The sequence below is a fragment of the Paenibacillus ginsengihumi DSM 21568 genome, assembly GCF_000380965.1.
Lineage (GTDB): Bacteria > Bacillota > Bacilli > Paenibacillales > NBRC-103111 > Paenibacillus_G > Paenibacillus_G ginsengihumi.
In genome coordinates this window covers 56,864-76,256 of the sequence record NZ_KB905570.1, presented here as the reverse complement: position 1 = coordinate 76,256, position 19,393 = coordinate 56,864, and the positions used below count along the sequence as shown (strand labels likewise).

The following is a 19,393-nucleotide window of genomic DNA, read 5'->3' as shown; positions in this document are numbered from 1 at the left end:
ACTTGTTCTTTCACATCGTGAGCGCGCGTTACGAACGCGGAAGCCTTGTGATCACGAGCAACAAAAGCTTCGGCGAATGGGGCGAGTTGCTAGGGGATCGCGTGCTGGCAACGGCCGTGCTGGACCGGCTGTTACACCATGCGCACATCCTGAACATTCGCGGCAACAGCTACCGCCTGAAAGATCGTCTGCAACTTGCCAACAAGGACACGTGAGACTGTGGGTGGGTCAATTTTAAGTCGGCGCTAGTGGGTCAAATTAATTCCGGCGTTGACACTAATCAACGCATAAGACTCTGCATGTGTTAGGGATTGTGCGTGCCCTAAATGTTGTGGAACCTTTTTCTTTGGAGGTACCCATTGAATCTCTTTAAGATATTTCTCTCGAAGTTCCTTAGTAGCAATTCTAGATTGCTCTGTAATTGAAGAGTTAACACCAAAAAATGCCCTGCCATTAACCTCTACCCTTGCAACTGTATCACCCGAAGTCGGTGAGTAAGGCGGTAACCCAGCTTTTTCTCTAAAGAAGTCGGGAGCAACGTACTGAAGCAAAGTGCAAAATATCAGAAATTATCGAAAGAACTTCAAGCCTTGTTCCAAGAGCTTTTCCAACATATCCCCCAAGAGCAGCACTCCATTCTATTTGCTTACGAAGAAAAAGAACAAGCTCAATTGGCATTCGTCGTTGAAATGATGTACAAGCAGGGGCTGATCGATGGCGTATACTTGAATCGGAGATGGGAAGGAATGGTCTATGAGGATGAATGCTAAACCATTTGCGAATCATGCGACCTGCAGAGGAGTGCAGTTTTTTGGTTGGATGAAGGAGAAATCATCAGTGCCAAATGAATCCATAAGTGGCTCTTCTTCGGCACGGAATACTAAGAGACAGGCGACCGTTGGCGCCGCTCCCAGGATATCATCGAAGCCGTAAAAAATCCCCCTCAGCAAGCGGTAATGCCCCAGGTTACACTGAAAAAGCGTGTTATTCCTAACCTAAATAGATTATGCGTATTCATTCCCTTCCTTGATAGCGAGAACCTCCCTTGTTGCTTCTATGAAAGATAAAATGATTGGTGAAAGCCACTTGTCTTTATGCCATAACATCTGCGTGTACACATGCAATTCCGGAATTTCCCATGGTAGGGCAACCAATTCGCCTCGTTCAACTTCGGCTTGCACTGTGATTTCAGGTAGAAAGGCAATGCCGATTCCCACCATTGCGCATTGTTTAATAGCTTCAGCACTTTGAAATTCTAAATATGTGATACTGTCAATGCCCTCCTTCTCAAATGCCCGGTCAAACATCGTTCGGTAAGGACAACCCTTTTCATTTGTCAAGAACACTTCTCCTTGAAAATCTTCCAACTGTAGTACAGTTTGTTTTGTAAGTGGGTGGTCTGGAGCGGCGAAAAAGCGAAAAGTTTCTTCCAGTAGCGGTTCCACTGCAAGTCCGCTCGAGCGAATGGGTTCGTCCAACATAAAGACGACATCCGCCGTTCCCTCGAAAAGCGCTTCCTTCAGCTGTTGATTGGAAAAGGAGCGGAAGATGAGGCGTACTCCCGGATGGCGCGAACGAAAAAGTTGAAAGACGGCTGGAAGCCGATAGGCGCAAATAACCTCGTTAGCACTTATCGTTAGGGTACCGCTTAAAATCCCATTCTCATGAACGACGCTGCGAGCTTCGTCCAATCGGTTAAGAACGACTTGGATATGGGTTAAAAAACGTTTCCCCTCATTTGTTAGAACGAGCTGCTTGCCCAAACGGTCAAAGAGACGAACACCAAGCTCATCTTCCAATGCTTTTATTTGCATAGTGACATTAGAGGGGACGTAGTTCAGCACTTCCGCAGCCCGGCTGAAATTTAATGTTGATGCAACCGTGCGGAACGTATTCAGTTGGCGCAATTCCATCATGAAACCCCCTTTATATTCAAAAATATTGAACATTATTATCAAATTCATTCACTTTTAATGAGAGTAACATGGATCTATACTAAATCACAAGAAATAAATGATAGATGCTTGAGTTTCCTTTTGAAGGGAGAGACAATACGATGGATTATGAAATTTTTGATTTGGGTGACGTAACCTTGCAATCGGGAGTGACGTTACCGGGCGCATTCCTTGCTTATAAGACTTATGGAAGATTGAATGAAAAGAAAGACAATGTCATCGTCTATCCAACCGCTTTTGGCGACCAGCATGTACAGAATGAATGGTTGATTGGAAAGGGCATGGCACTAGATCCGGAGAAATATTTCATTATCGTTCCGAATCTGCTGGGCAACGGCTTATCCTCGTCTCCCAGTAACACTCCTCCCCCGTTCGACCGGGCAAATTTTCCGAAAGTGAGCATCTATGACAACGTTAAAATCCAGCATCGGCTAGTGACCGAGCAATTCGGCATTCAAAAGATCGCTCTCGTCGTCGGGTGGTCCATGGGAGGCATCCAAGCCTACCAGTGGGGAGCAAGTTACCCGGACATGGTAGAACGAATAGCGCCTTTTGCCGGTGTGGCGAAGACTTGGCCCCAAACGTATGTGGTTCTAGAGGGAATGAAAGCTCCGCTTATGGCTGCAGTCGGCTTCGACTTAAGTAAACTAAACCAGTTGACTTCTGCAGACATGCGCGCCGTTGGCCGCGTCTATGCGGGATGGGGCTTATCGCAGGCATTTTACAGAGAGGAGCTTTATCGCGAGCTAGGATTTGACTCATTGGAACAATTTATGGTTGGCGTCTGGGAAAAAACCTTTATGCAGATGGACCCGCACAATGCTCTCGCCATGTTATGGACAGGCCAATTTGCGGATATTAGCGCGAATCCCACCTATAACGGAGATTTTGATAAGGCGCTCAAAAGTATTAGAGCTCTTGCCTGCATCATGCCAGGGAGCACGGATCTCTTCTGCACGGCAGACGATAACGAATACGAGGCTAAGCTTATACCTAATGCTGTGTTTAACCCGATCAAGTCGAACTGGGGCCATTTGGCCGGCCGCGGAATCAACAGCGCCGATAATCAATTTATTGATGATAACCTAAAAGACTTGTTGGCAAATAGTACAAAACGATAGATCTATCATTAGCATCATCTCGAACTCAAAAAGGGAAAAGCCCCGATTGAACTAAAGTAGTACACCCCTTATAGTGGATAAGATTGAAGTCGAATGGATTCAGGGCAAATCGTACTTTACGAGATTTTCCGGCAATCTTCATATCGAGATCTATCCGATCGGCGAAGGGAGATTCGCCCGCAAACATTCCGACCAGCTCCAGCCGTACCGTATTGCGGAGAACGAACAGGGCCGCATGACATTTTTCGGGTATGCGAAGGAACGACAGGCCTAGCCTGCAGCGCACCGGCATCCCAGGTGTGATGGGTTTCTTGCGGCACTGTTCTTGCTACGTATATTTCCGTCTTGGCATATAATCAAGGATTCCATGCTAGATCATATTGTTTCATCCCTTGATGTTCCTTGCCGCGACTTATGATCGATTTGGCCTGCTAAGGGGATTAATCCGCTGCCGCCGTAGGCACAGCGAAGAGCCGCGGTGAAGCGGCTCTTGAACAGCCATAGGAGTCTTGCGCTTAGGAGGCTTTCAACGGAAGGATCAGCTGATGCTGGGGGGATCCGTCTTTGGCGCTATGAATGTACAGAATAAGCATCAGATTCGGCTGCGAGGCTTTCTCGTAGCTGACGTCAAATTTGAAGTGCCCCCACGCCGGGGCCCCCGCATCTGCCATCTCGTGCCCTTCGGCCAAAATATTATGCCCGTCCTCCAGTGTCCAGCTAAAGGCCCCCTCGAATGCGCGGGCTTCCCCTTCCACTGTGAAGGTGTTGGGAACGTGCGCCTTCGTCTTCGGCGAAAAGATTCGGAATGCCTCGTTCTCCACAATGGGGTCCAAAGTCACCTGGCCGGAGCGGGCGTCGACGTGCACCGTTTGCGGCGCATCGGGTGCTTCATGATTAACGAGATCTACGACCCAGTAGCTGTTGTCCGAATCGAGCGAGACGTCTTTAATCGCCGTGGCGGCCGTCGTTTCGGTGAGCGAATGCAGGGCGGATTGAATCGCCTCCTGCTGGCTGATCATCTCCTCAGGCGCCTTCAGCGAATCGCCCAGCAGGATGATTTTGGCTGCTGTAGCTTGAGCCGGGTACGACTCTTGGACTACTCCCGTATGCCACACCTCCACTTGAGCGCCGACCGCCACCTGATCCGGCGATATGTTCTGGTCTTCGCCGGTCCGCAGCACCGTCTGTTCGTTCAGCGTGAACGAGTAGGCATCGATGTAAGGGCTGCCGTCTTTATCGACGTAGGCGGTGACGAGCCAATGTTTTCCGTCTTTTTGCACGATGGTGCCTGCGTCCAAGGCTTTGAAGATGTCGAAGAAAAAGTTTATATTGGGGAAATTTCCAAACTGCTGACAGAACTTGGGGACTATGGATTCAAGGCGATAGCTTCATGTGACTTTGAAGACGAGCTTCCCAAAAAAGGCGGTTATCATTTTGAAGATAGGTAGTAATCGAACACTAACTGATTCAAACACTTTCCAACGTCACATGAGGTGATTCAAGCTGGCGAAACATCGATTGTGGCGACTTGGAAGAAGAACGGCGTACAGCGGGCTGTAGGTGCCAAGAGAGCCGCTCAGCTGTATCGTGCAGGGTAGCGAAGAATCCTGAGTTCCAAGCCTTGAGGGGCTATTATGGTTTTTTATTTTATGGGTATATTCCATGCTACTTCATCTCTGAATTTTCCGGCTTTAAAATATCAGATAACTATCATATAATAGTAAATATATTAATCGATTTTGAAGTAGCGATATGTGATTCAGAGAAGGGTGTGACGAGGTCACACCCTGGCTTGCTGTGTAGACCAGGCAAGCGCGTGCAGCTTTTTCTTCAAATATTAGCAGGTTAGGACGGTAAAAATGAGCAACAGACAAACCGAAACAGACGTTATCTTAATTGGTGCCGGGATTATGAGTGCGACTTTAGGATCACTGTTGAAAGAATTAGTACCGGACTGGAAAATCACCGTGTTCGAGAAGCTGGCCGGCGCGGGAGAGGAAAGCTCGAACGAATGGAACAATGCAGGAACGGGGCATGCCGCACTGTGCGAGCTGAACTATACCTCCGAGAAATCGGATGGTTCCATAGATATTAGCAAGGCCGTCAAAGTGAACGAGCAATTCCAGGTGTCCATGCAGTTTTGGTCTTATCTGGTCAACAGCAATCTGATTCGCAACCCGCAGGATTTCATCATGCCGCTGCCTCACATGAGCCTCGTTCAAGGGCAGCAGAACGTCGCTTTTCTAAAAAAACGCTTCGAGACGATGGCCAGCAATCCGCTGTTCCAAGGGATGGAATACTCCGAAGACCCGGCGCAATTGGCCCAATGGGTACCGCTGATCATGAAAGACCGGACGATCAAGGAACCGATTGCGGCGACCAGAATTGAATCGGGGACGGATGTCAACTTTGGCGCTTTAACGCGGATGCTCTTCAATCACTTAAAGACCAAAAATGTCGATATTCATTACAAGCACCAAGTAGACGATCTGAAACGCACCAGCGGCGGCTCGTGGGAGCTGAAAGTCCGAAACCTCTCTACCGGCGCTGTCGAACGCCATACGGCCAAATTCGTCTTTATCGGCGGCGGGGGAGGAAGTCTTCCGTTGCTTCAGAAATCCGGCATCCCGGAAGGCAAACATATCGGCGGCTTCCCGATCAGCGGCCTGTTCATGGTCTGTACCAATCCGGACATTGTCGCGCAGCACCACGCCAAAGTATACGGCAAAGCTAAGGTCGGCGCGCCTCCTATGTCCGTGCCGCATCTGGACACCCGATTTATCGATAACAAAAAATCGCTGCTTTTCGGACCGTTTGCCGGCTTCTCGCCGAAGTTCCTGAAAACCGGCTCCATGTTCGACCTGCTCGGCTCGGTCAAACCGGATAATGTGTTCACGATGCTCGCGGCAGGCGCCAAAAACCTTTCGCTGACCAAATATCTCATCCAGCAAGTGATGCTGTCCAAAGAACAGCGCATGGAGGAGCTGCGGGAATTCATCCCGAACGCCAAGAGCGAAGATTGGGACCTGTTGGTCGCAGGCCAGCGCGTGCAAGTGATCAAGGATACGCCGACCAGCAAAGGTACGCTTCAATTCGGCACCGAAGTGGTCAGCGCCGCCGACGGCTCGATCGCCGCGCTGCTCGGCGCTTCTCCCGGAGCTTCGACCGCGGTCTCCGTCATGCTTGAGGTCATCGAAAAATGCTTCCCGCAGCACCTCAAAGCATGGGAACCGAAAATCAAAGAAATGATTCCTTCTTATGGGATATCTTTGGAGAAAAATCCGGGGCTTATTCAAGAGATTCATTCGTTCACCGCGCAAGCGCTGAAGTTGAATAGCGAACTGCAGACGGTGAAGTAGTTGGTAAAAGCGGCCTTTGTCCAGTATTTTGTACGAAGGGTACTTCGTTTTTAACGGATCGATTGCACTTATTGCGTTAATCATTAGTACCTTAGAAAAACTAAATGTAGATATCCGTTGTTGTATCGTCGGGGAATATACACAGGATTCGAATGGGACTCAGGCCTTTCTTTAAGAATGTGGGTGGATGCTTCGCGGCGCATTGCAAGTGATTAATCTGTACCGCTCGTTATAGTATTGGGAAATTGTTCCGTTTGGAGGACTCTAATTACTCCAATCCCATTGACATATCGGAAATCTTCGATATAATCAAACATATGGAACCGATCGAAGTATTCAAAGCGTTGGCCAACGAGTCGAGGCTGCAAATTTTGCAGTGGTTGAAGGAGCCGGAGAAGCATTTTGTGCCCCACGAAGGGATTGATATGCGAACGATCGGGGTGTGCGTCAGTCAGGTGACGGAGAAGCTGAATATGACGCAGTCCACGGCTTCTCAATATTTGTCCATCCTTCAACGGGCTGGTTTGATCAAGACGGAGCGGATCGGCAAATTTACGTATTACAAGAGAGACGAGGACAAAATCAAGGAAGTCGCCGCGTTCCTGAATAGCGAGCTTTAGCCTGAGCGGAATACGTCATGCGTATTTCGGTTTTGTTTAGCTCATAAATCGACATATCGCGATATGTTTACAAATAAATCAGCACTCCGCGGACCATCTCCACCGCGACCCCGCGGTATGTGTTGTTTGTGTATTGGTCATAAACGTACACCCATTACATCGATATTTCCTAATATATCGATTCATTATGGAGCAAAGGAGCAGTGACTTCATTGTCCAGTACATGGAAGGTTTACTTGTTGGCGTTGGTCAGTTTCTTGGTCGGCACATCGGAGTATGTGATCTCAGGCATTTTGGATAAAATCTCGGATACGCTGGAGATTTCCGTGACTTCGGCGGGGCAGCTGGTGACGATCTTTTCGTTCATCTACGCGGTTTGCACCCCGGTGATGATGGCGCTCACGGCGAAGGTGCCGAGACAGCGGTTGCTCGTGATCGCCTTAGGCGTCTTCGTGGCGGCGAATGCGTTGTCGTTTGTGGTGCCGGGATACGGGCTGTTCGTGCTGGCTCGGGCCATCATGGCTTTGGGCGCAGGCATGGTTGTCGTAACGGCGCTCGATATTGCAGCCAAAATCGCTGCCCCCGGCAAGCAGGCGAGCGCGATTGCTACGGTCGTGATGGGATTTACCGCTTCCTTGATCATCGGCGTCCCACTGGGGCGCATGGCTACGGCGGAGTTCGGCTGGAGGTCGGTGTTCGGCTTCCTGGCACTGGCCGGGCTGGCGGCGATGGTTATTCTGGCCGCAGCGATGCCTCGGGTCAAGGGCGATGCCCCCGTACCGCTGTCGAAGCAGCTGGCTTTTCTGAAAAACGGGAACGTCGCGCTGGGGCTCGCCATTACGTTCTTTTGGCTGGGTGGATACTCGATTGCCTATACGTACATTTCGCCTTATTTGCTCGATGTCGCCGGCTTGAACGAGCAGATGCTGAGCGTCGCACTGCTGGTGTTCGGAATCGCCAGCTTGATCGGGTCCAAGGCGGGCGGGTACAGCACGGATCGCTGGGGCGTGTTCCCGACGCTGGCCAGAGGCATGGTGCTTCACGTCGCCGCGCTGATCGTCCTGTCCTTGGCCGTAGCCTTCACCCATTCGTGGCCGCTGGTGGTCGGCTTGCTGGCGCTGTGGTCGTTTGCCGCCTGGTCTACCGGACCGACGCAGCAGATGAATCTGGTGCAGCTCGAACCGAATTATTCGGGCATCATGCTGAGCTTGAACCAATCCACGATGCAGCTCTCCATGGCGGCCGGAGCGGGGATCGGCGGCGTGATCGTCGATCAGGTGTCGTTGTCGTCGGTGACGTGGTTCGGCATGGTCGGCGTCGCCATTGCCATCACCGCGGCGCTGGTATTAAGGGGGAGAAGGAGTGCCGGACAGCAAAAGACCGAGGCGGTCGCTTGAGCAGACAAAGCAGCCGGAATCAGATGAAAGAATCTGATTCCGGTTTTTTGAGCTTCGGCGGGCAGCCCGTTTACAATTTCGGCGGCGCGGTGGACGAGCGTTCGACGAAGTGGGTATCGACCTTGATCTTCACCTTGTCCTGATCCTCGGCTTCCAGCTCCTGCATCAGCAGATCGACGGCGTGATACGCGATCTGCTTCTTGGCGACATGAACGGTCGTCAGCTCCGGAGACACGATCCGGGATTCGGAAATGTTGTCGAAGCCAATCACGGAAATATCTTCGGGAATGCGCCAGCCCAGCTCGCTTAACGTCTTCATGGCGCTGATGGCGATATAATCGCATTCGCAGAAGAAAGCGGTCGGCAGCGGTTCCCCTGCGGCGATCAGGCTCTGCAGCTGCTGTTTCAGCTCCTCCTGCGAAGACAGAATCGTCGGCGCCACCGACAGCGTATGCTTGTCGGCAACCGCCAGACCGCGCTCCTGCAGCGCTTCGGCGAATCCGCGCTGTCGCTCTGCAAAATTATGAATGCGCACATTCGACTGGATATAGCCGATCCGCGTATGCCCCAGCTCGCACAAGTGTACGCCCGCCTGATAGGCCCCCATTCGATTATTGATTTCGATAAAATGAACCGGCAGCGTATCGAAGCACGTATCCAGCACGACCAGCGGGCAGCCGAGGCGGCCGGCGATGTCCGCGACTTGCGATTTGGACAGATTGGTGCCGAGCAGGATCACGCCGTCGCTGCCGGTCCCTTCGATCGAAGCGGCCAGTCCTTCAACCGGCGCGTCCCCATCGAGCGAGCTGAACAGCAGGGAAAATCCTCTGGCCCGGCACCGTTCCTCGATGAATGGAATCAGCTCGCGGAAGAACGGCTGATCGTAATACTGCTCCAGCACGATGCCGGAGTTGGCGAAGACGAGCAAGGTCAGCGCGCCGGACTTGGCGGCCGCTGCCGACCTTGCCTTGATCGGATAGCCGTGCTCCTTGGCAATGCGCACAATCTTCTCCCGCGTCTCGGCGCCGATGCCCGGCTTGCCGCTGAGCGCCAGCGATACGGCCGATTTGGACACGCCGGCGAGGCGGGCGATATCCTCCATTTTCACAGTCATGTTCCCCATTTCCTATAGCCAAACGACATGTTTAGTAAATTTAGTGTACTTCTTTTCAGCAAAAGTGACAAGAGAACTAAATTTGGTTAGTTGAATTTTAATAAAAAAGGCCATGAAAATCAATAAAATTTAGTAAAAATAGATTGACAACGCTTAGAAACAAGGTTAAATTTAGGGTGAACAGAGCTCTGTATATGTGTTGTTTAGTTTGTATTTAGTGAATTTGCGGAAGTTATTGTCGGTTTCTGTTTAGCGATGGTTTAAGAAAAAAGTTAATTGTACACAGGGAGGGAATACGCTTGAAAAAAACGTTTAAGCTGGGCTACGCGCCTACCCGTCGCTTCGTGTTCAGCGCGGAGGACGCCTTCAAGTACAAGACGCTGATCAGGGAGAAAATCGCCAGCTTCGGTCTGGACATGGACATCGTCGATCTGGAAGGCATCAACGAGGAAGGGCTGCTGTACAACGACAACATCGGCGCGGACCAGATTATCGAGCGGTTTCGCCGGGAGAATGTCGATGCGGTGTTTTTTCCGCACTGCAATTTCGGCACGGAGGACACGGTCGCCCGGGTAGGCAAGGCGCTCGGCAAGCCGGTGCTGCTGTGGGGGCCGCGGGACGAGGCGCCGCTGGCCGACGGCATGCGGCTGCGCGACACGCAGTGCGGAATTTTCGCGACAGGCAAGGTGCTGCGCCGCTTCGGGGTGCCGTTCACGTACGTGACGAACAGCCGCGTGGACGATCCGGTCTTCGAGCGCGGGTTTACGAATTTTATCGCCGCGGCGAACGTCGTGAAGCATTTCCGCAGCCTGCGCATATTGCAGATCGGGCCGCGGCCGGCCTCGTTCTGGACGATGATCTGCAACGAGGGAGAACTGCTGGAGCGCTTCGGCATCGAGATCCACCCGATCACGCTCGTCGATATCCAGCGCGCGGCGCAGCGGATCGAGCGGGGCAACAGCTCCGGGCTGGCCGAGGCTGTGGACTCGATCAAGGCGCAGCTCGACTGGTCCGAGGTGACGGAGGCCGACGTGAAGCGCATTGCCGCTCTGAAGGTGGCGATGCGGCAGTACGCGCGGGATACCGGCAGCACGGCCATCGCCATCCAATGCTGGTCGTCCCTGCAGGACGCGATGGGCATTATGCCCTGTCTGGCGAATGCGATATTGACCGACGAGCAAATTCCCGTCACCTGTGAGACAGATATCCACGGGGCGATCACTTCGGTGATGGTGCAGGCGGCGACAATGAACGAGGCGCCGACCTTTTTTGCCGATCTGACGATCCGCCATCCGGACAACCCGAACGGGGAGCTGCTGTTCCACTGCGGCAACTTCCCGGTCTCCTTAAGCGTGGAGAACAAGCCGAAGCTGCGCAAGCACTTCCTGTTTGATTCGCATGCGCCAGGCACCCACGAGGGCGAAATTCGCGGCGGCGAGATGACGCTGGCCCGTTTTGACGGCGATCATGGGGAATACCAGCTGTTCCTGGGCAAAGCGCGCGGCATCGACGGGCCGTACACCCGCGGCTCTTATGTATGGGTCGAGGTGAACGACTGGCCGCTGTGGGAGGAGAAATTGGTCAAGGGGCCGTACGTGCATCACTCTGTGGGCATTCATGCGAACGCGATTCCTGCGCTGTACGAAGCATGCACCTATCTGCCCGGGGTGACGCCGGACCCGGTCGATCCGACCGAGCAAGAAATCCAGGCTTGGCTGCGCGGCGCCGGTCTGTAATGAAGGAGGTTGAACCGGCATGCCGGTAACAAATTTGGAGCTTAAGCTGAAGGCTGTCCAAATTCGCAAAAGCCTGCTGACCATGATTCACCGGGCCAAGGCGGGGCATACGGGCGGTTCGCTGAGCAACACGGATATATTGACGGCGTTATATTATCGGATCATGAAGCTCGATGTCCGCAATCCGCAATGGACGGATCGGGACCGGTTCATCGCCAGCAAGGGGCATTCCGTGGAATCGCTGTGGTGTATTTTGGCCGATAAGGGCTTTTTCCCGAAAGAGGAGCTGGAGACGTTCAGTCAGTTCGGCACGCGGCTCATCGGTCACCCGAACAACAAGGTGCCGGGGGTGGAGATGAACACCGGGGCGCTTGGCCACGGCCTGTCCATCTCCGTCGGGATGGCGCTGGCCGCGAAGCGGGACGGCAGGGCATACCGCGTCTTCTGCCTCATGGGCGACGGCGAGCAGGCGGAAGGCTCGGTCTGGGAAGCGGCCATGGCCGGAGCGCATTACCGGCTTGACAACCTGGTCGGCATCGTGGACCGGAACCGGCTGCAGATCAGCGGCTCGACCGAGGACGTGATGGGCCTGGAGCCGCTGGAGCAGAAGTGGGCTGCGTTTGGATGGGAAGTCGTCTCCATCGACGGCAACGATATGGACCAGCTGGTGAAGACGCTGGAGGCGGTTCCGGCCGCCCCGGGCAAGCCTACGCTGGTGATGGCGAACACGGTGAAGGGCAAGGGCGTGTCGTTCGCCGAAAATTCCGCCAAGTGGCATCATCATGTTCCGAGCGATGAAGATTTGCGCAAGGCGCTGGCCGAGCTGGACGCGCTGGCCGAGCGGCTGCAGCAGGAAGGGCAGGTGCGGCAACGATGAACAATACGATTCCGAACCGGAAGGTGATCTGCGATACGCTGCTGGAGCTGGCCCGCGAGGACCGCGACATTATGGTGCTGGCCAGCGATTCGCGGGGCTCGGCGGCGATGGCCCCGTTCGCGGCGGCTTATCCGGAGCAGTTCGTGGAGGTGGGCATCGCCGAGCAGAACATCGTCGGCATCGCCGCAGGGCTGGCGCACAGCGGCAAGAAGCCGTTCGTCACTTCGCCCGCCTGCTTCCTGAGCATGCGCAGCATCGAGCAGATCAAGGTGGACGTCGCCTATTCGGACACGAATGTCAAGCTGGTCGGCATCAGCGGCGGAGTCAGCTACGGCGCGCTCGGCATGTCGCACCATTCGGTGCAGGATATCGCGGTGGCGCGGGCGATCCCGGGGCTCGACGTGATGCTGCCGGCCGACCGCCACGAGACGAAGCGGATGATCGAGGCGCTGGTGCAGCGAGAAGGAGGCGTATACCTGCGCATCGGCCGCAACCCGGTCGAGGACGTGTACGAGAGCGACGACTATGAATTCGAGATCGGCAAGGCGGTCACGATGCGCCGCGGCAACGACATTACGATCATCGCCGCCGGCGAAACCGTGCGGGTCGCCCTCGACGCCGAGGCGCTGCTGCGGGAGGCGGGCGTCTCCTGCCGGGTGCTGAACATGCATACGATCAAGCCGCTGGACGAAGCCGCCGTGATCGCTGCGGCCAAGGAAACGGGGCGGATTATCACGGTGGAGGAGCACAGCATTTTCGGCGGCCTTGGCGCAGCCGTGGCCGAGGTCGTCGTGCAGCATGCGCCCGTCCCGATGAAGCTGCTCGGCATTCCTGACGAGCCCGCGATTGCCGGCACGACGGCGGAGGTGTTCCGCCATTACGGAATCACGGCGGCCAACATCAGGCAAGTCGCTCTGGACTTGCTGAACAAGTAGGGGACGAAGCGTATGAGACACGATCAACCGTACCTGTTGGCGATCGATCAGAGCACCTCCGGCACGAAGGCGCTGCTTGTCCACCGCTCGGGGGACATCGTCGCCCGCAGCTCGCTGGAGCATCGGCAGCACTACCCGCAGCCGGGCTGGGTGGAGCACGACCCGCTGGAAATCTACGACAATGTCAAGAAAGCCGCCGGGGACGTGCTGCGCAAGGCCGGCATTGCCCCGGCCTCCGTGGCGGGGCTCACCATTACGAACCAGCGCGAGACGGCCCTTGTCTGGGACCGGACGACCGGGCGGCCCGTGTATAACGCCATCGTCTGGCAGTGCCAGCGAACGGCGGATCAATGCGAGCGCTACAAGCAGGAGGGGCACGAGGGGACTGTCCGCGCCAAGACGGGCCTCATGCTCGATCCTTACTTCTCCGCTGCCAAATTCAAATGGATACTCGACCATGCGAACGGCGCGCAGCGCCTATTGGCGGAAGGCAAGCTGCTCGCCGGAACGATAGACAGCTGGCTGGTCTGGAAGCTGACAGGGGGCAAGGTTCACGCCACCGATTACACCAATGCCAGCCGCACCTCGCTGTTCAATATCCATACGCAGGCCTGGGACGAGGAGCTTGCGCGGCTGTTCGGAGTGCCCTTGTCCCTGCTGCCGGAGGTCCGGGCGTCCGACGCCTTGTACGGCTGCACGGAGGATGCCGATTTTCCCGCCGCGGGCGTCCCCATCTCCGGCGTCATCGGCGACTCGCAGGGAGCGCTGTACGGGCAGCAGTGCCTGGAGCGGGGGATGGCCAAAGCGACCTACGGCACCGGCACGTCCGTGCTGATGAATGTCGGAGACCGGCCGATTGACGGCGGGGACGGGCTCGTAACCGCGATCGCCTGGGGAGCCGGCGGCAAGGTCACCTATGCGCTGGAAGCCGTCATTCGCACCAGTGGCGACAGCATCAAGTGGACGCGCGACAATCTCGGCCTGTTCGGCGACTTCGAGGAGCTGAACCGCCTGGTGGCGTCGACGCAAGGCAATGACGGCGTCTACCTCGTCCCCGCCTTTGTCGGGCTCGGCGCTCCCTATTGGGACCCGTACGCCCGCGCCGCCCTGGTCGGCATGAGCCGGGGGACGGGCAAAGCGCACATTTTGCGGGCCGCCCTGGAAAGCATCGCCTACCAGGTCCGCGACGCCGTGGAATTGATCGAGAGCCGCTCGGGCATTCGCCTGCGGGGGCTGCGCGCGGACGGCGGCGCCTCGGCCAACGCCTGGCTCATGCAGTTCCAGGCGGACATGCTCGGCAGCGCCGTGATGCGCTCGGCCTGCGCCGAATTGTCGGCGCTCGGTTCGGTCTATCTCGGCGGGCTCGGCCTCGGAATGTGGAACGACCTATCCGAATGTTCCTCCGGGCCGGCGCAGCACGATATCTACGAGCCGTCCATGGACGAAGACACGCGGAGCCGCAACTACAGAGGCTGGCAGGAAGCGGTCCGCTCCGCGATGAGCTTTTCCGTCATCCGGCAATGAGGCGATCGCGGTACGCTGAAACTTTTTTCCTGTTGCCAAACGGCTTAAATCCTTTACGATAAAAGGACATACAGGCTATATCTGATCATGGGATGACGCCCTGACGGCCGGTGGCGCAGGGGGCGTGCGTCATCGGCGTCCATCCTAAGGCTATTTCGTAAAGAGGTGCGCATCATGCCGTCCTGGAGAAAATTCAGCTACCGTACCAAGCTGTTCATTATGTTTATAGCGCTCTCCAGCATTCCTGCGTTCTTGATCGGGATCACGGCTTATCAGAAGTCGTCGGCCATGTATTTGCAGCAGAGCGAGCAAGACCTGGGCGTCATCCTGGCCCAATTGACCGAATCGTTCGAGCGGCAGATCAGCGATTTCGATCGGTTTTCGATGCTCCCGTACTATATGCCGGACATTTTCGAATTTCTGAACAAGCCGGCCGTGTCGGCCGATCAGTGGGGGCGGGAGGAGCTGGAAGCGCAGCGGACGATGGCCAGGCTGATGAGCGCCTATCCTTCGATCAACTCCTCCATTCAAGGGCTGATGATTTGCGGGATGAACGGAAGCGTGAACGGCTACCGCACCTTCGGACAAATGGCGATCAATCCCCAAGCGGAACCCCGAAGCGAAGACTGGTATGCGGAGGCGCTGGAGCGGGAAGGCGGCTTCGTGACGACCGGCGTCAGGCAGATCGGGCAATTCCGCGACGAGCCGTTCCGGGCCATCGTCGGCGCGCGCTTGCTGTACGACGATTACCGGCGTCCGCTGGCCGTCATCGCGATGTTCATCTCGACTGACTTCATCCCGAAAATCGTCCGTTCGCTGGCGCTTCCGAACGTGCATGTCACCGTGCTCGACAAGGACAGGGAGCTCGTATATACTTCCGATGAAGCATTGGCCGACCGGCTGGCAAATAGCGGCGATTCGCGCAGGCAGGGGACGTGGGAGATCGGTCTGCCCGGCGGGGACAACGTCGTCTATCGGGGCGTGTTCGAACAGAGCTCGTTTCTCGGCTGGCATATTTATATGGGGGTCGATAAGCGGGAGCTGCTCAAGGGCAGCCACGCCATCCGCGACCTGGCGTTATGGACGGTGGCTCTGCTCATTGTGATCGCCGGAGCCGCTTCGTGGTTTCTGGCCAGAGGGCTGGCGAAGCCGATCTACCGATTGATCCGTTCGATGCGGGAAGTGGAGAAAGGGAAGTTTTCGGTGCCGTCCGCCGATGACCGGGAAGACGAGATCGGCAGGCTGGAGAGCAGCTACCGCAGAATGGTGCTGAAGCTGGATGAGCTGGTGCAATCGATCGAGGAGCAGGAGCGGCACAAGCGCCATGCCGAGCTGTACGCGCTGCGGGCGCGCATCCAGCCTCATTTTTTGTTCAACACGCTCAACTCCATTCGCATGCTGGCCATTCTGCAGCAATCGCCGCACATCGCCAAGCTGATTCAGGCGCTAAGCCGCCTGCTGCGGGCCAACATGCGGCTTGACCAGGACATGGTGCCGCTGCGGGAGGAAATTCACATCCTTCAGGAGTACGCCACACTGATGGACCTCAGGTACACCAACGTGTTCGCTATCCATTGGGAGATCGACGAGCGCCTGCTGTCCGCCGCAGTTCCGCCCATGATAGTGCAGCCGCTGCTTGAGAATGCCATTTTTCATGGAGCCAAAGGGTTGAAGCGGACGCTTGCCATTACGGTGGCGGCCCGATTCGAAGCGGACGGGCGCAGCTTTCTCGTCGAAGTGGCGGACGACGGCGTCGGTTTTGCGGCCGATCCAAGTCCCGATGCCGCTGCTGCTGCCGATCCGGCGTCGCATATCGGGCTGAAGAACGTCAGGGACCGCATCCGGCTTCGTTTTGGCGAGGAGTACGGACTGACGCTCGAGCGAGCGGGGGCGCTCACGCGCGCGACGCTCAGGATGCCTTATCAACCCGCCCAGAATGAGGTGAATGATGATGTGGAACATGCTGGTCGTCGATGACGAGCCTATCGTGCGGATGGGGCTTCGCTGGATGGCCGACTGGGAACGGCTTGGGGTTCGCTGGAAGGGCGAAGCGTCCAATGCCGAGGAGGCCCTGCAGTTGATCGAAGCGGAGGAGATCCATATCGTCCTGACCGATATCCGCATGCCGGGCCTCAGCGGGTTGGAGCTGGCGAAGCGGCTGCTCGGCGCAAAGCCCGGTCTGCAGGTCGTCATTCTCAGCAGCTACGACGACTTCGCTTACGCCAAGGAAGCGCTGCGGATCGGGGTCGCCGATTACTTGCACAAGCCGACGATGGATGAGAACGAACTGCAGGAAGCGCTGCAAAAAGTGATTTCCCGCCTCGAACACAGGCAGGCGTCCGAGCAGCCGGCGAGCTTGACGGATGAGGAGAGGAACGAATATTTGCTGTCGCTGCTCGATAAGTATACTTACCCGGACAAGCTGAAGTCCGCCGAATTCGGCCTCGACCGGCTTGCGGGCGGCTTCCGGATCGTTCTGTTCCGAAGGCGCGAGGACGCCGTCCCGGCGGGCGGCGACGACCGGTTGCGGTTTCAGTCGCTGCGGTACCTGATTCAGGAATATGTGACCAAGGAATGGGGGGGAATCGTGTTTTCCCGCGATTGCAGGGAAGTGATTTGGCTTGCCAATGAGAGCGCTTCGCGCCAAGACATGGGCACGCTGCTGGACGCGCTGCGGCAAAATGTCCTGTCGCTGTTGAACATGGCTCTCGTCTCTGCGGCCAGCGGTCCGTACCGCGATCTGCGCGATGTGCCCGACGCTTATCTGGACGCGCTGCTGCAGCTGCCTGTCAATGTGCAGAGCGATAATTATTTGGTGCGCAAAGCCAAGGAGTACGTCGACCGCCATTTGTTGGAGGAAGAGATCACGCTCGGCAGGGTGGCCGGGGAACTGGGCGTCAGCTCCGGTTATTTGAGCCGCGTGTTCATCATGGAGCTGGGCGAAAACTTCAGCGACTACGTCATTCGCAACAAGCTGGAATACGCGCAGCGGCTGCTGAGGCAGACGAATCTGAAGGTGTACGAGATCTCGGACCGTCTGGGATATACGAATCCGCAATACTTCAGCAAGCTGTTCAAGGAGCGGGTGGGCGTCACGCCTCTGGAATACCGGAATCAATAGGGGGCAATAAAGAAAAACATCTATCGACGTCCATTCAAGGACGAGCGACCGCGGCTTAGCGGTTGTTTTTCTTGGTACAGAAAGTCGCACTTCGTTTTATGCCTTTAGCGAAATTAAACTTTCCGTAACGTTCAAGTTCAAAAAAACATTGGAAAAGTAAAAAAACATCAGGAAAGGATCGGGCGCCTGCCGCTATCGTCCGATGATTCATTCATGAAAACATACAAAAGAGCCGTTTGCTGATCTAACAAACGGCTTTTGCGTTTTTTACAATAGATGTACACCAACCAGCAAGGGGGAATCGGAAATGAAAAAGTGGGCATCGACGCTGCTCGCGGTCATATGTGCCGGAGTGATCGCCACAGGCTGCGGAGGCGGCGGTCAAACGGAAGGCAGCGATAACGCCAATAACTCGAAAGCAGAGAAGGTTACGGTCACCCTCTGGGGACTGGATTCCCATTATTGGGTGGAGCCGGCGATCGAAGCGTTCGAGCAGGCGAATCCGCAGATCCATGTGGAATATACCAAATATGCGGTCGATCCGATGAAGGAAGCGCTTAAAATCGCAGCGAACTCCCGCACGCTGCCGGATATGTGGTTCACGTGGGGAGGCTCGTTGGGAGGCTTTTATCCGGAAAACGGGCTGACCATGGATTTGACGCAGGCCGCGGCCGATCATAAATGGTCGGAGAAATACAACCAGGCCGCGATCGAGATGGCGACGTATGACGGGAAGGTGTCCGGCGTGCCGCTCAGCCTGAACGTGCTGGGGCTCTGGTATCCGAAGAGCGCGGCCGACAAGTTCGGCCTGGCTCCGGCCGCCAGCCTGGCCGAATTTGAAAGCCAGCTGCAGACGCTGAAGGATGGCGGACTCACGCCTTTCTCGATGGCGGGCAAAGGGGGATGGCACATCATGCGTTTGACGGAGCAACTGCTCGAGCACTACGCCGGTCCCGAATTGCATGACAAGCTCAACCGCATGGAGGCCTCGTGGAACGACCCGGCTGTCGTGAGAACGTTCGCCAAGCTGAAGGAGTATGCGGACAAAGGCTATTTTGCCAAAGGGCATATTTCGCTCGATCCGAACGAAGCAGCCGCCACCTTCTATCAGGAGCAGGCGGGCTTTACCATCGAAGGCACCTGGTTCGACCGGAACATCGTGCAGAACGGCTTCTCCCCGGAAAGCTTTGCCGTAACGGCCTTCCCGAACGGGCATAACCCGCCGAGACCTTCCGTGTTTACGGAGATGTACCAGATCAACGGCGACATTGAAGCGGCCAAGCAGGAAGCAGCCCTGCAGTTTGCCGAGTTTATGACCGGATCGGACTTTGTCTCGCAGCATATCGAACAGTACGCTTCGCCCGCCGCGCTCGGCGTGAAGTACGCGGACAGCACGCCGCATATCAAGCCGCTGGTGGACAGCGCGGCAAGCGGCAGCTTCCTGATCACCGACCAGGCTTTGCCGCAGATTGTCGTACAGAAGCTGTTCGAGTCGCAGGACCGGGTTACGCTCGGCGAATGGACGCCGGAGCAGGCCGCAGCGGCCATGCAGAAGGCGGTAGAGGAGTACAAGCAACAGCATCAATAAGCACGGACGATCCATCATATATTCCATTTTGCGGAAATTTCGCGGA

Annotated in this window: 17 protein-coding genes; 14 read left to right on the top strand and 3 right to left on the bottom strand. The window is 55.9% G+C overall.

What is annotated here, in order from left to right:
- A partial coding sequence (locus tag F591_RS0113460) for an ATP-binding protein (protein WP_026326595.1) occupies window positions 1-215 on the top strand: 215 nt, incomplete at its 5' end.
- Between the two features lie 789 nt (window positions 216-1,004).
- Here F591_RS0113460 and F591_RS0113450 read toward each other — a convergent pair.
- Entirely contained in the window at window positions 1,005-1,913 is a 909-nt protein-coding gene (locus F591_RS0113450) for a LysR family transcriptional regulator (RefSeq protein ID WP_019535133.1), read from the bottom strand.
- A gap of 143 nt (window positions 1,914-2,056) precedes the next feature.
- Here F591_RS0113450 and F591_RS0113445 point away from each other — a divergent pair, with 143 nt between their 5' ends.
- Window positions 2,057-3,076: an alpha/beta fold hydrolase gene (locus F591_RS0113445; protein ID WP_019535132.1), complete on the top strand. Its 1,020-nt coding sequence runs from the start codon at window positions 2,057-2,059 to the stop codon at window positions 3,074-3,076.
- Window positions 3,077-3,149: 73 nt separating this feature from the next.
- Entirely contained in the window at window positions 3,150-3,350 is a 201-nt protein-coding gene (locus F591_RS0113440) for a hypothetical protein (protein ID WP_019535131.1), read from the top strand.
- Window positions 3,351-3,591: 241 nt separating this feature from the next.
- Here F591_RS0113440 and F591_RS29595 read toward each other — a convergent pair whose 3' ends face one another.
- Window positions 3,592-4,356: a Gmad2 immunoglobulin-like domain-containing protein gene (locus F591_RS29595; RefSeq protein ID WP_019535130.1), complete on the bottom strand. Its 765-nt coding sequence runs from the start codon at window positions 4,354-4,356 to the stop codon at window positions 3,592-3,594.
- Here F591_RS29595 and F591_RS31425 point away from each other — a divergent pair.
- The 4 genes from F591_RS31425 (at window position 4,336) to F591_RS0113415 (ending at window position 8,452) form a co-directional block, all read left to right on the top strand.
- Entirely contained in the window at window positions 4,336-4,524 is a 189-nt protein-coding gene (locus F591_RS31425) for a hypothetical protein (RefSeq protein ID WP_019535129.1), read from the top strand. The genes F591_RS29595 and F591_RS31425 overlap by 21 nt on opposite strands.
- A 411-nt stretch (window positions 4,525-4,935) precedes the next feature.
- Window positions 4,936-6,435: a malate:quinone oxidoreductase gene (locus F591_RS0113425; RefSeq protein ID WP_026326594.1), complete on the top strand. Its 1,500-nt coding sequence runs from the start codon at window positions 4,936-4,938 to the stop codon at window positions 6,433-6,435.
- Between the two features lie 317 nt (window positions 6,436-6,752).
- The gene (locus F591_RS0113420; protein ID WP_026326593.1) at window positions 6,753-7,055 is read left to right on the top strand and encodes an ArsR/SmtB family transcription factor; all 303 of its coding nucleotides are present in this window, start codon (window positions 6,753-6,755) and stop codon (window positions 7,053-7,055) included.
- A 212-nt stretch (window positions 7,056-7,267) separates the two neighbouring features.
- On the top strand, window positions 7,268-8,452 hold the full coding sequence (locus F591_RS0113415; RefSeq protein WP_019535126.1) for an MFS transporter: 1,185 nt from the start codon (window positions 7,268-7,270) through the stop codon (window positions 8,450-8,452).
- A gap of 70 nt (window positions 8,453-8,522) precedes the next feature.
- On the opposite strand, the gene F591_RS0113410 is transcribed toward F591_RS0113415, so the two are convergent.
- Window positions 8,523-9,566 (bottom strand): LacI family DNA-binding transcriptional regulator, encoded by a 1,044-nt coding sequence (locus F591_RS0113410; protein WP_019535125.1) that lies wholly within the window; start codon window positions 9,564-9,566, stop codon window positions 8,523-8,525.
- 299 nt (window positions 9,567-9,865) lie between these two features.
- Between F591_RS0113410 and F591_RS0113405 the strand changes: the two genes are divergently transcribed.
- The 7 genes from F591_RS0113405 to F591_RS0113375 all read left to right on the top strand — a co-directional run bounded on the left by F591_RS0113405 (window position 9,866) and on the right by F591_RS0113375 (window position 19,347).
- On the top strand, window positions 9,866-11,302 hold the full coding sequence (locus F591_RS0113405; RefSeq protein ID WP_019535124.1) for an L-fucose/L-arabinose isomerase family protein: 1,437 nt from the start codon (window positions 9,866-9,868) through the stop codon (window positions 11,300-11,302).
- Window positions 11,303-11,321: 19 nt separating this feature from the next.
- Window positions 11,322-12,179 carry a transketolase gene (locus F591_RS0113400; RefSeq protein ID WP_019535123.1) on the top strand — a complete coding sequence of 286 codons (858 nt, stop codon included), beginning with the start codon at window positions 11,322-11,324 and terminating at the stop codon, window positions 12,177-12,179.
- On the top strand, window positions 12,176-13,114 hold the full coding sequence (locus F591_RS0113395) for a transketolase family protein (RefSeq protein WP_019535122.1): 939 nt from the start codon (window positions 12,176-12,178) through the stop codon (window positions 13,112-13,114). Before F591_RS0113400 ends, F591_RS0113395 begins: the two co-directional genes overlap by 4 nt.
- Window positions 13,115-13,126: 12 nt before the next feature.
- A complete protein-coding gene (gene glpK / locus F591_RS0113390) occupies window positions 13,127-14,638 on the top strand; it encodes a glycerol kinase GlpK (protein ID WP_019535121.1) in 1,512 nt (503 codons plus the stop codon).
- 174 nt (window positions 14,639-14,812) lie between these two features.
- Window positions 14,813-16,615 carry a cache domain-containing sensor histidine kinase gene (locus F591_RS0113385; protein ID WP_019535120.1) on the top strand — a complete coding sequence of 601 codons (1,803 nt, stop codon included), beginning with the start codon at window positions 14,813-14,815 and terminating at the stop codon, window positions 16,613-16,615.
- Entirely contained in the window at window positions 16,584-17,759 is a 1,176-nt protein-coding gene (locus tag F591_RS0113380; protein ID WP_245581039.1) for a response regulator, read from the top strand. The genes F591_RS0113385 and F591_RS0113380 overlap by 32 nt, the downstream gene beginning before the upstream one ends.
- Before the next feature lie 307 nt (window positions 17,760-18,066).
- Window positions 18,067-19,347, top strand: coding sequence for an ABC transporter substrate-binding protein (locus tag F591_RS0113375; protein WP_019535118.1), 1,281 nt, complete (start codon window positions 18,067-18,069; stop codon window positions 19,345-19,347).
- Window positions 19,348-19,393 lie beyond the last annotated feature (46 nt).

Coding starts and splice junctions, on each gene's coding strand:
- F591_RS0113450 (WP_019535133.1), bottom strand. CDS start 1,913: ATGGAATTGCGCCAACTGAATACGTTCCGCACGGTTGCATCAACATTA.
- F591_RS0113445 (WP_019535132.1), top strand. CDS start 2,057: ATGGATTATGAAATTTTTGATTTGGGTGACGTAACCTTGCAATCGGGA.
- F591_RS31425 (WP_019535129.1), top strand. CDS start 4,336: ATGTTTTCCGTCTTTTTGCACGATGGTGCCTGCGTCCAAGGCTTTGAA.
- F591_RS0113425 (WP_026326594.1), top strand. CDS start 4,936: ATGAGCAACAGACAAACCGAAACAGACGTTATCTTAATTGGTGCCGGG.
- F591_RS0113420 (WP_026326593.1), top strand. CDS start 6,753: ATGGAACCGATCGAAGTATTCAAAGCGTTGGCCAACGAGTCGAGGCTG.
- F591_RS0113410 (WP_019535125.1), bottom strand. CDS start 9,566: ATGACTGTGAAAATGGAGGATATCGCCCGCCTCGCCGGCGTGTCCAAA.
- F591_RS0113400 (WP_019535123.1), top strand. CDS start 11,322: ATGCCGGTAACAAATTTGGAGCTTAAGCTGAAGGCTGTCCAAATTCGC.
- F591_RS0113395 (WP_019535122.1), top strand. CDS start 12,176: ATGAACAATACGATTCCGAACCGGAAGGTGATCTGCGATACGCTGCTG.
- glpK (WP_019535121.1), top strand. CDS start 13,127: ATGAGACACGATCAACCGTACCTGTTGGCGATCGATCAGAGCACCTCC.
- F591_RS0113385 (WP_019535120.1), top strand. CDS start 14,813: ATGCCGTCCTGGAGAAAATTCAGCTACCGTACCAAGCTGTTCATTATG.
- F591_RS0113380 (WP_245581039.1), top strand. CDS start 16,584: ATGATGATGTGGAACATGCTGGTCGTCGATGACGAGCCTATCGTGCGG.
- F591_RS0113375 (WP_019535118.1), top strand. CDS start 18,067: ATGAAAAAGTGGGCATCGACGCTGCTCGCGGTCATATGTGCCGGAGTG.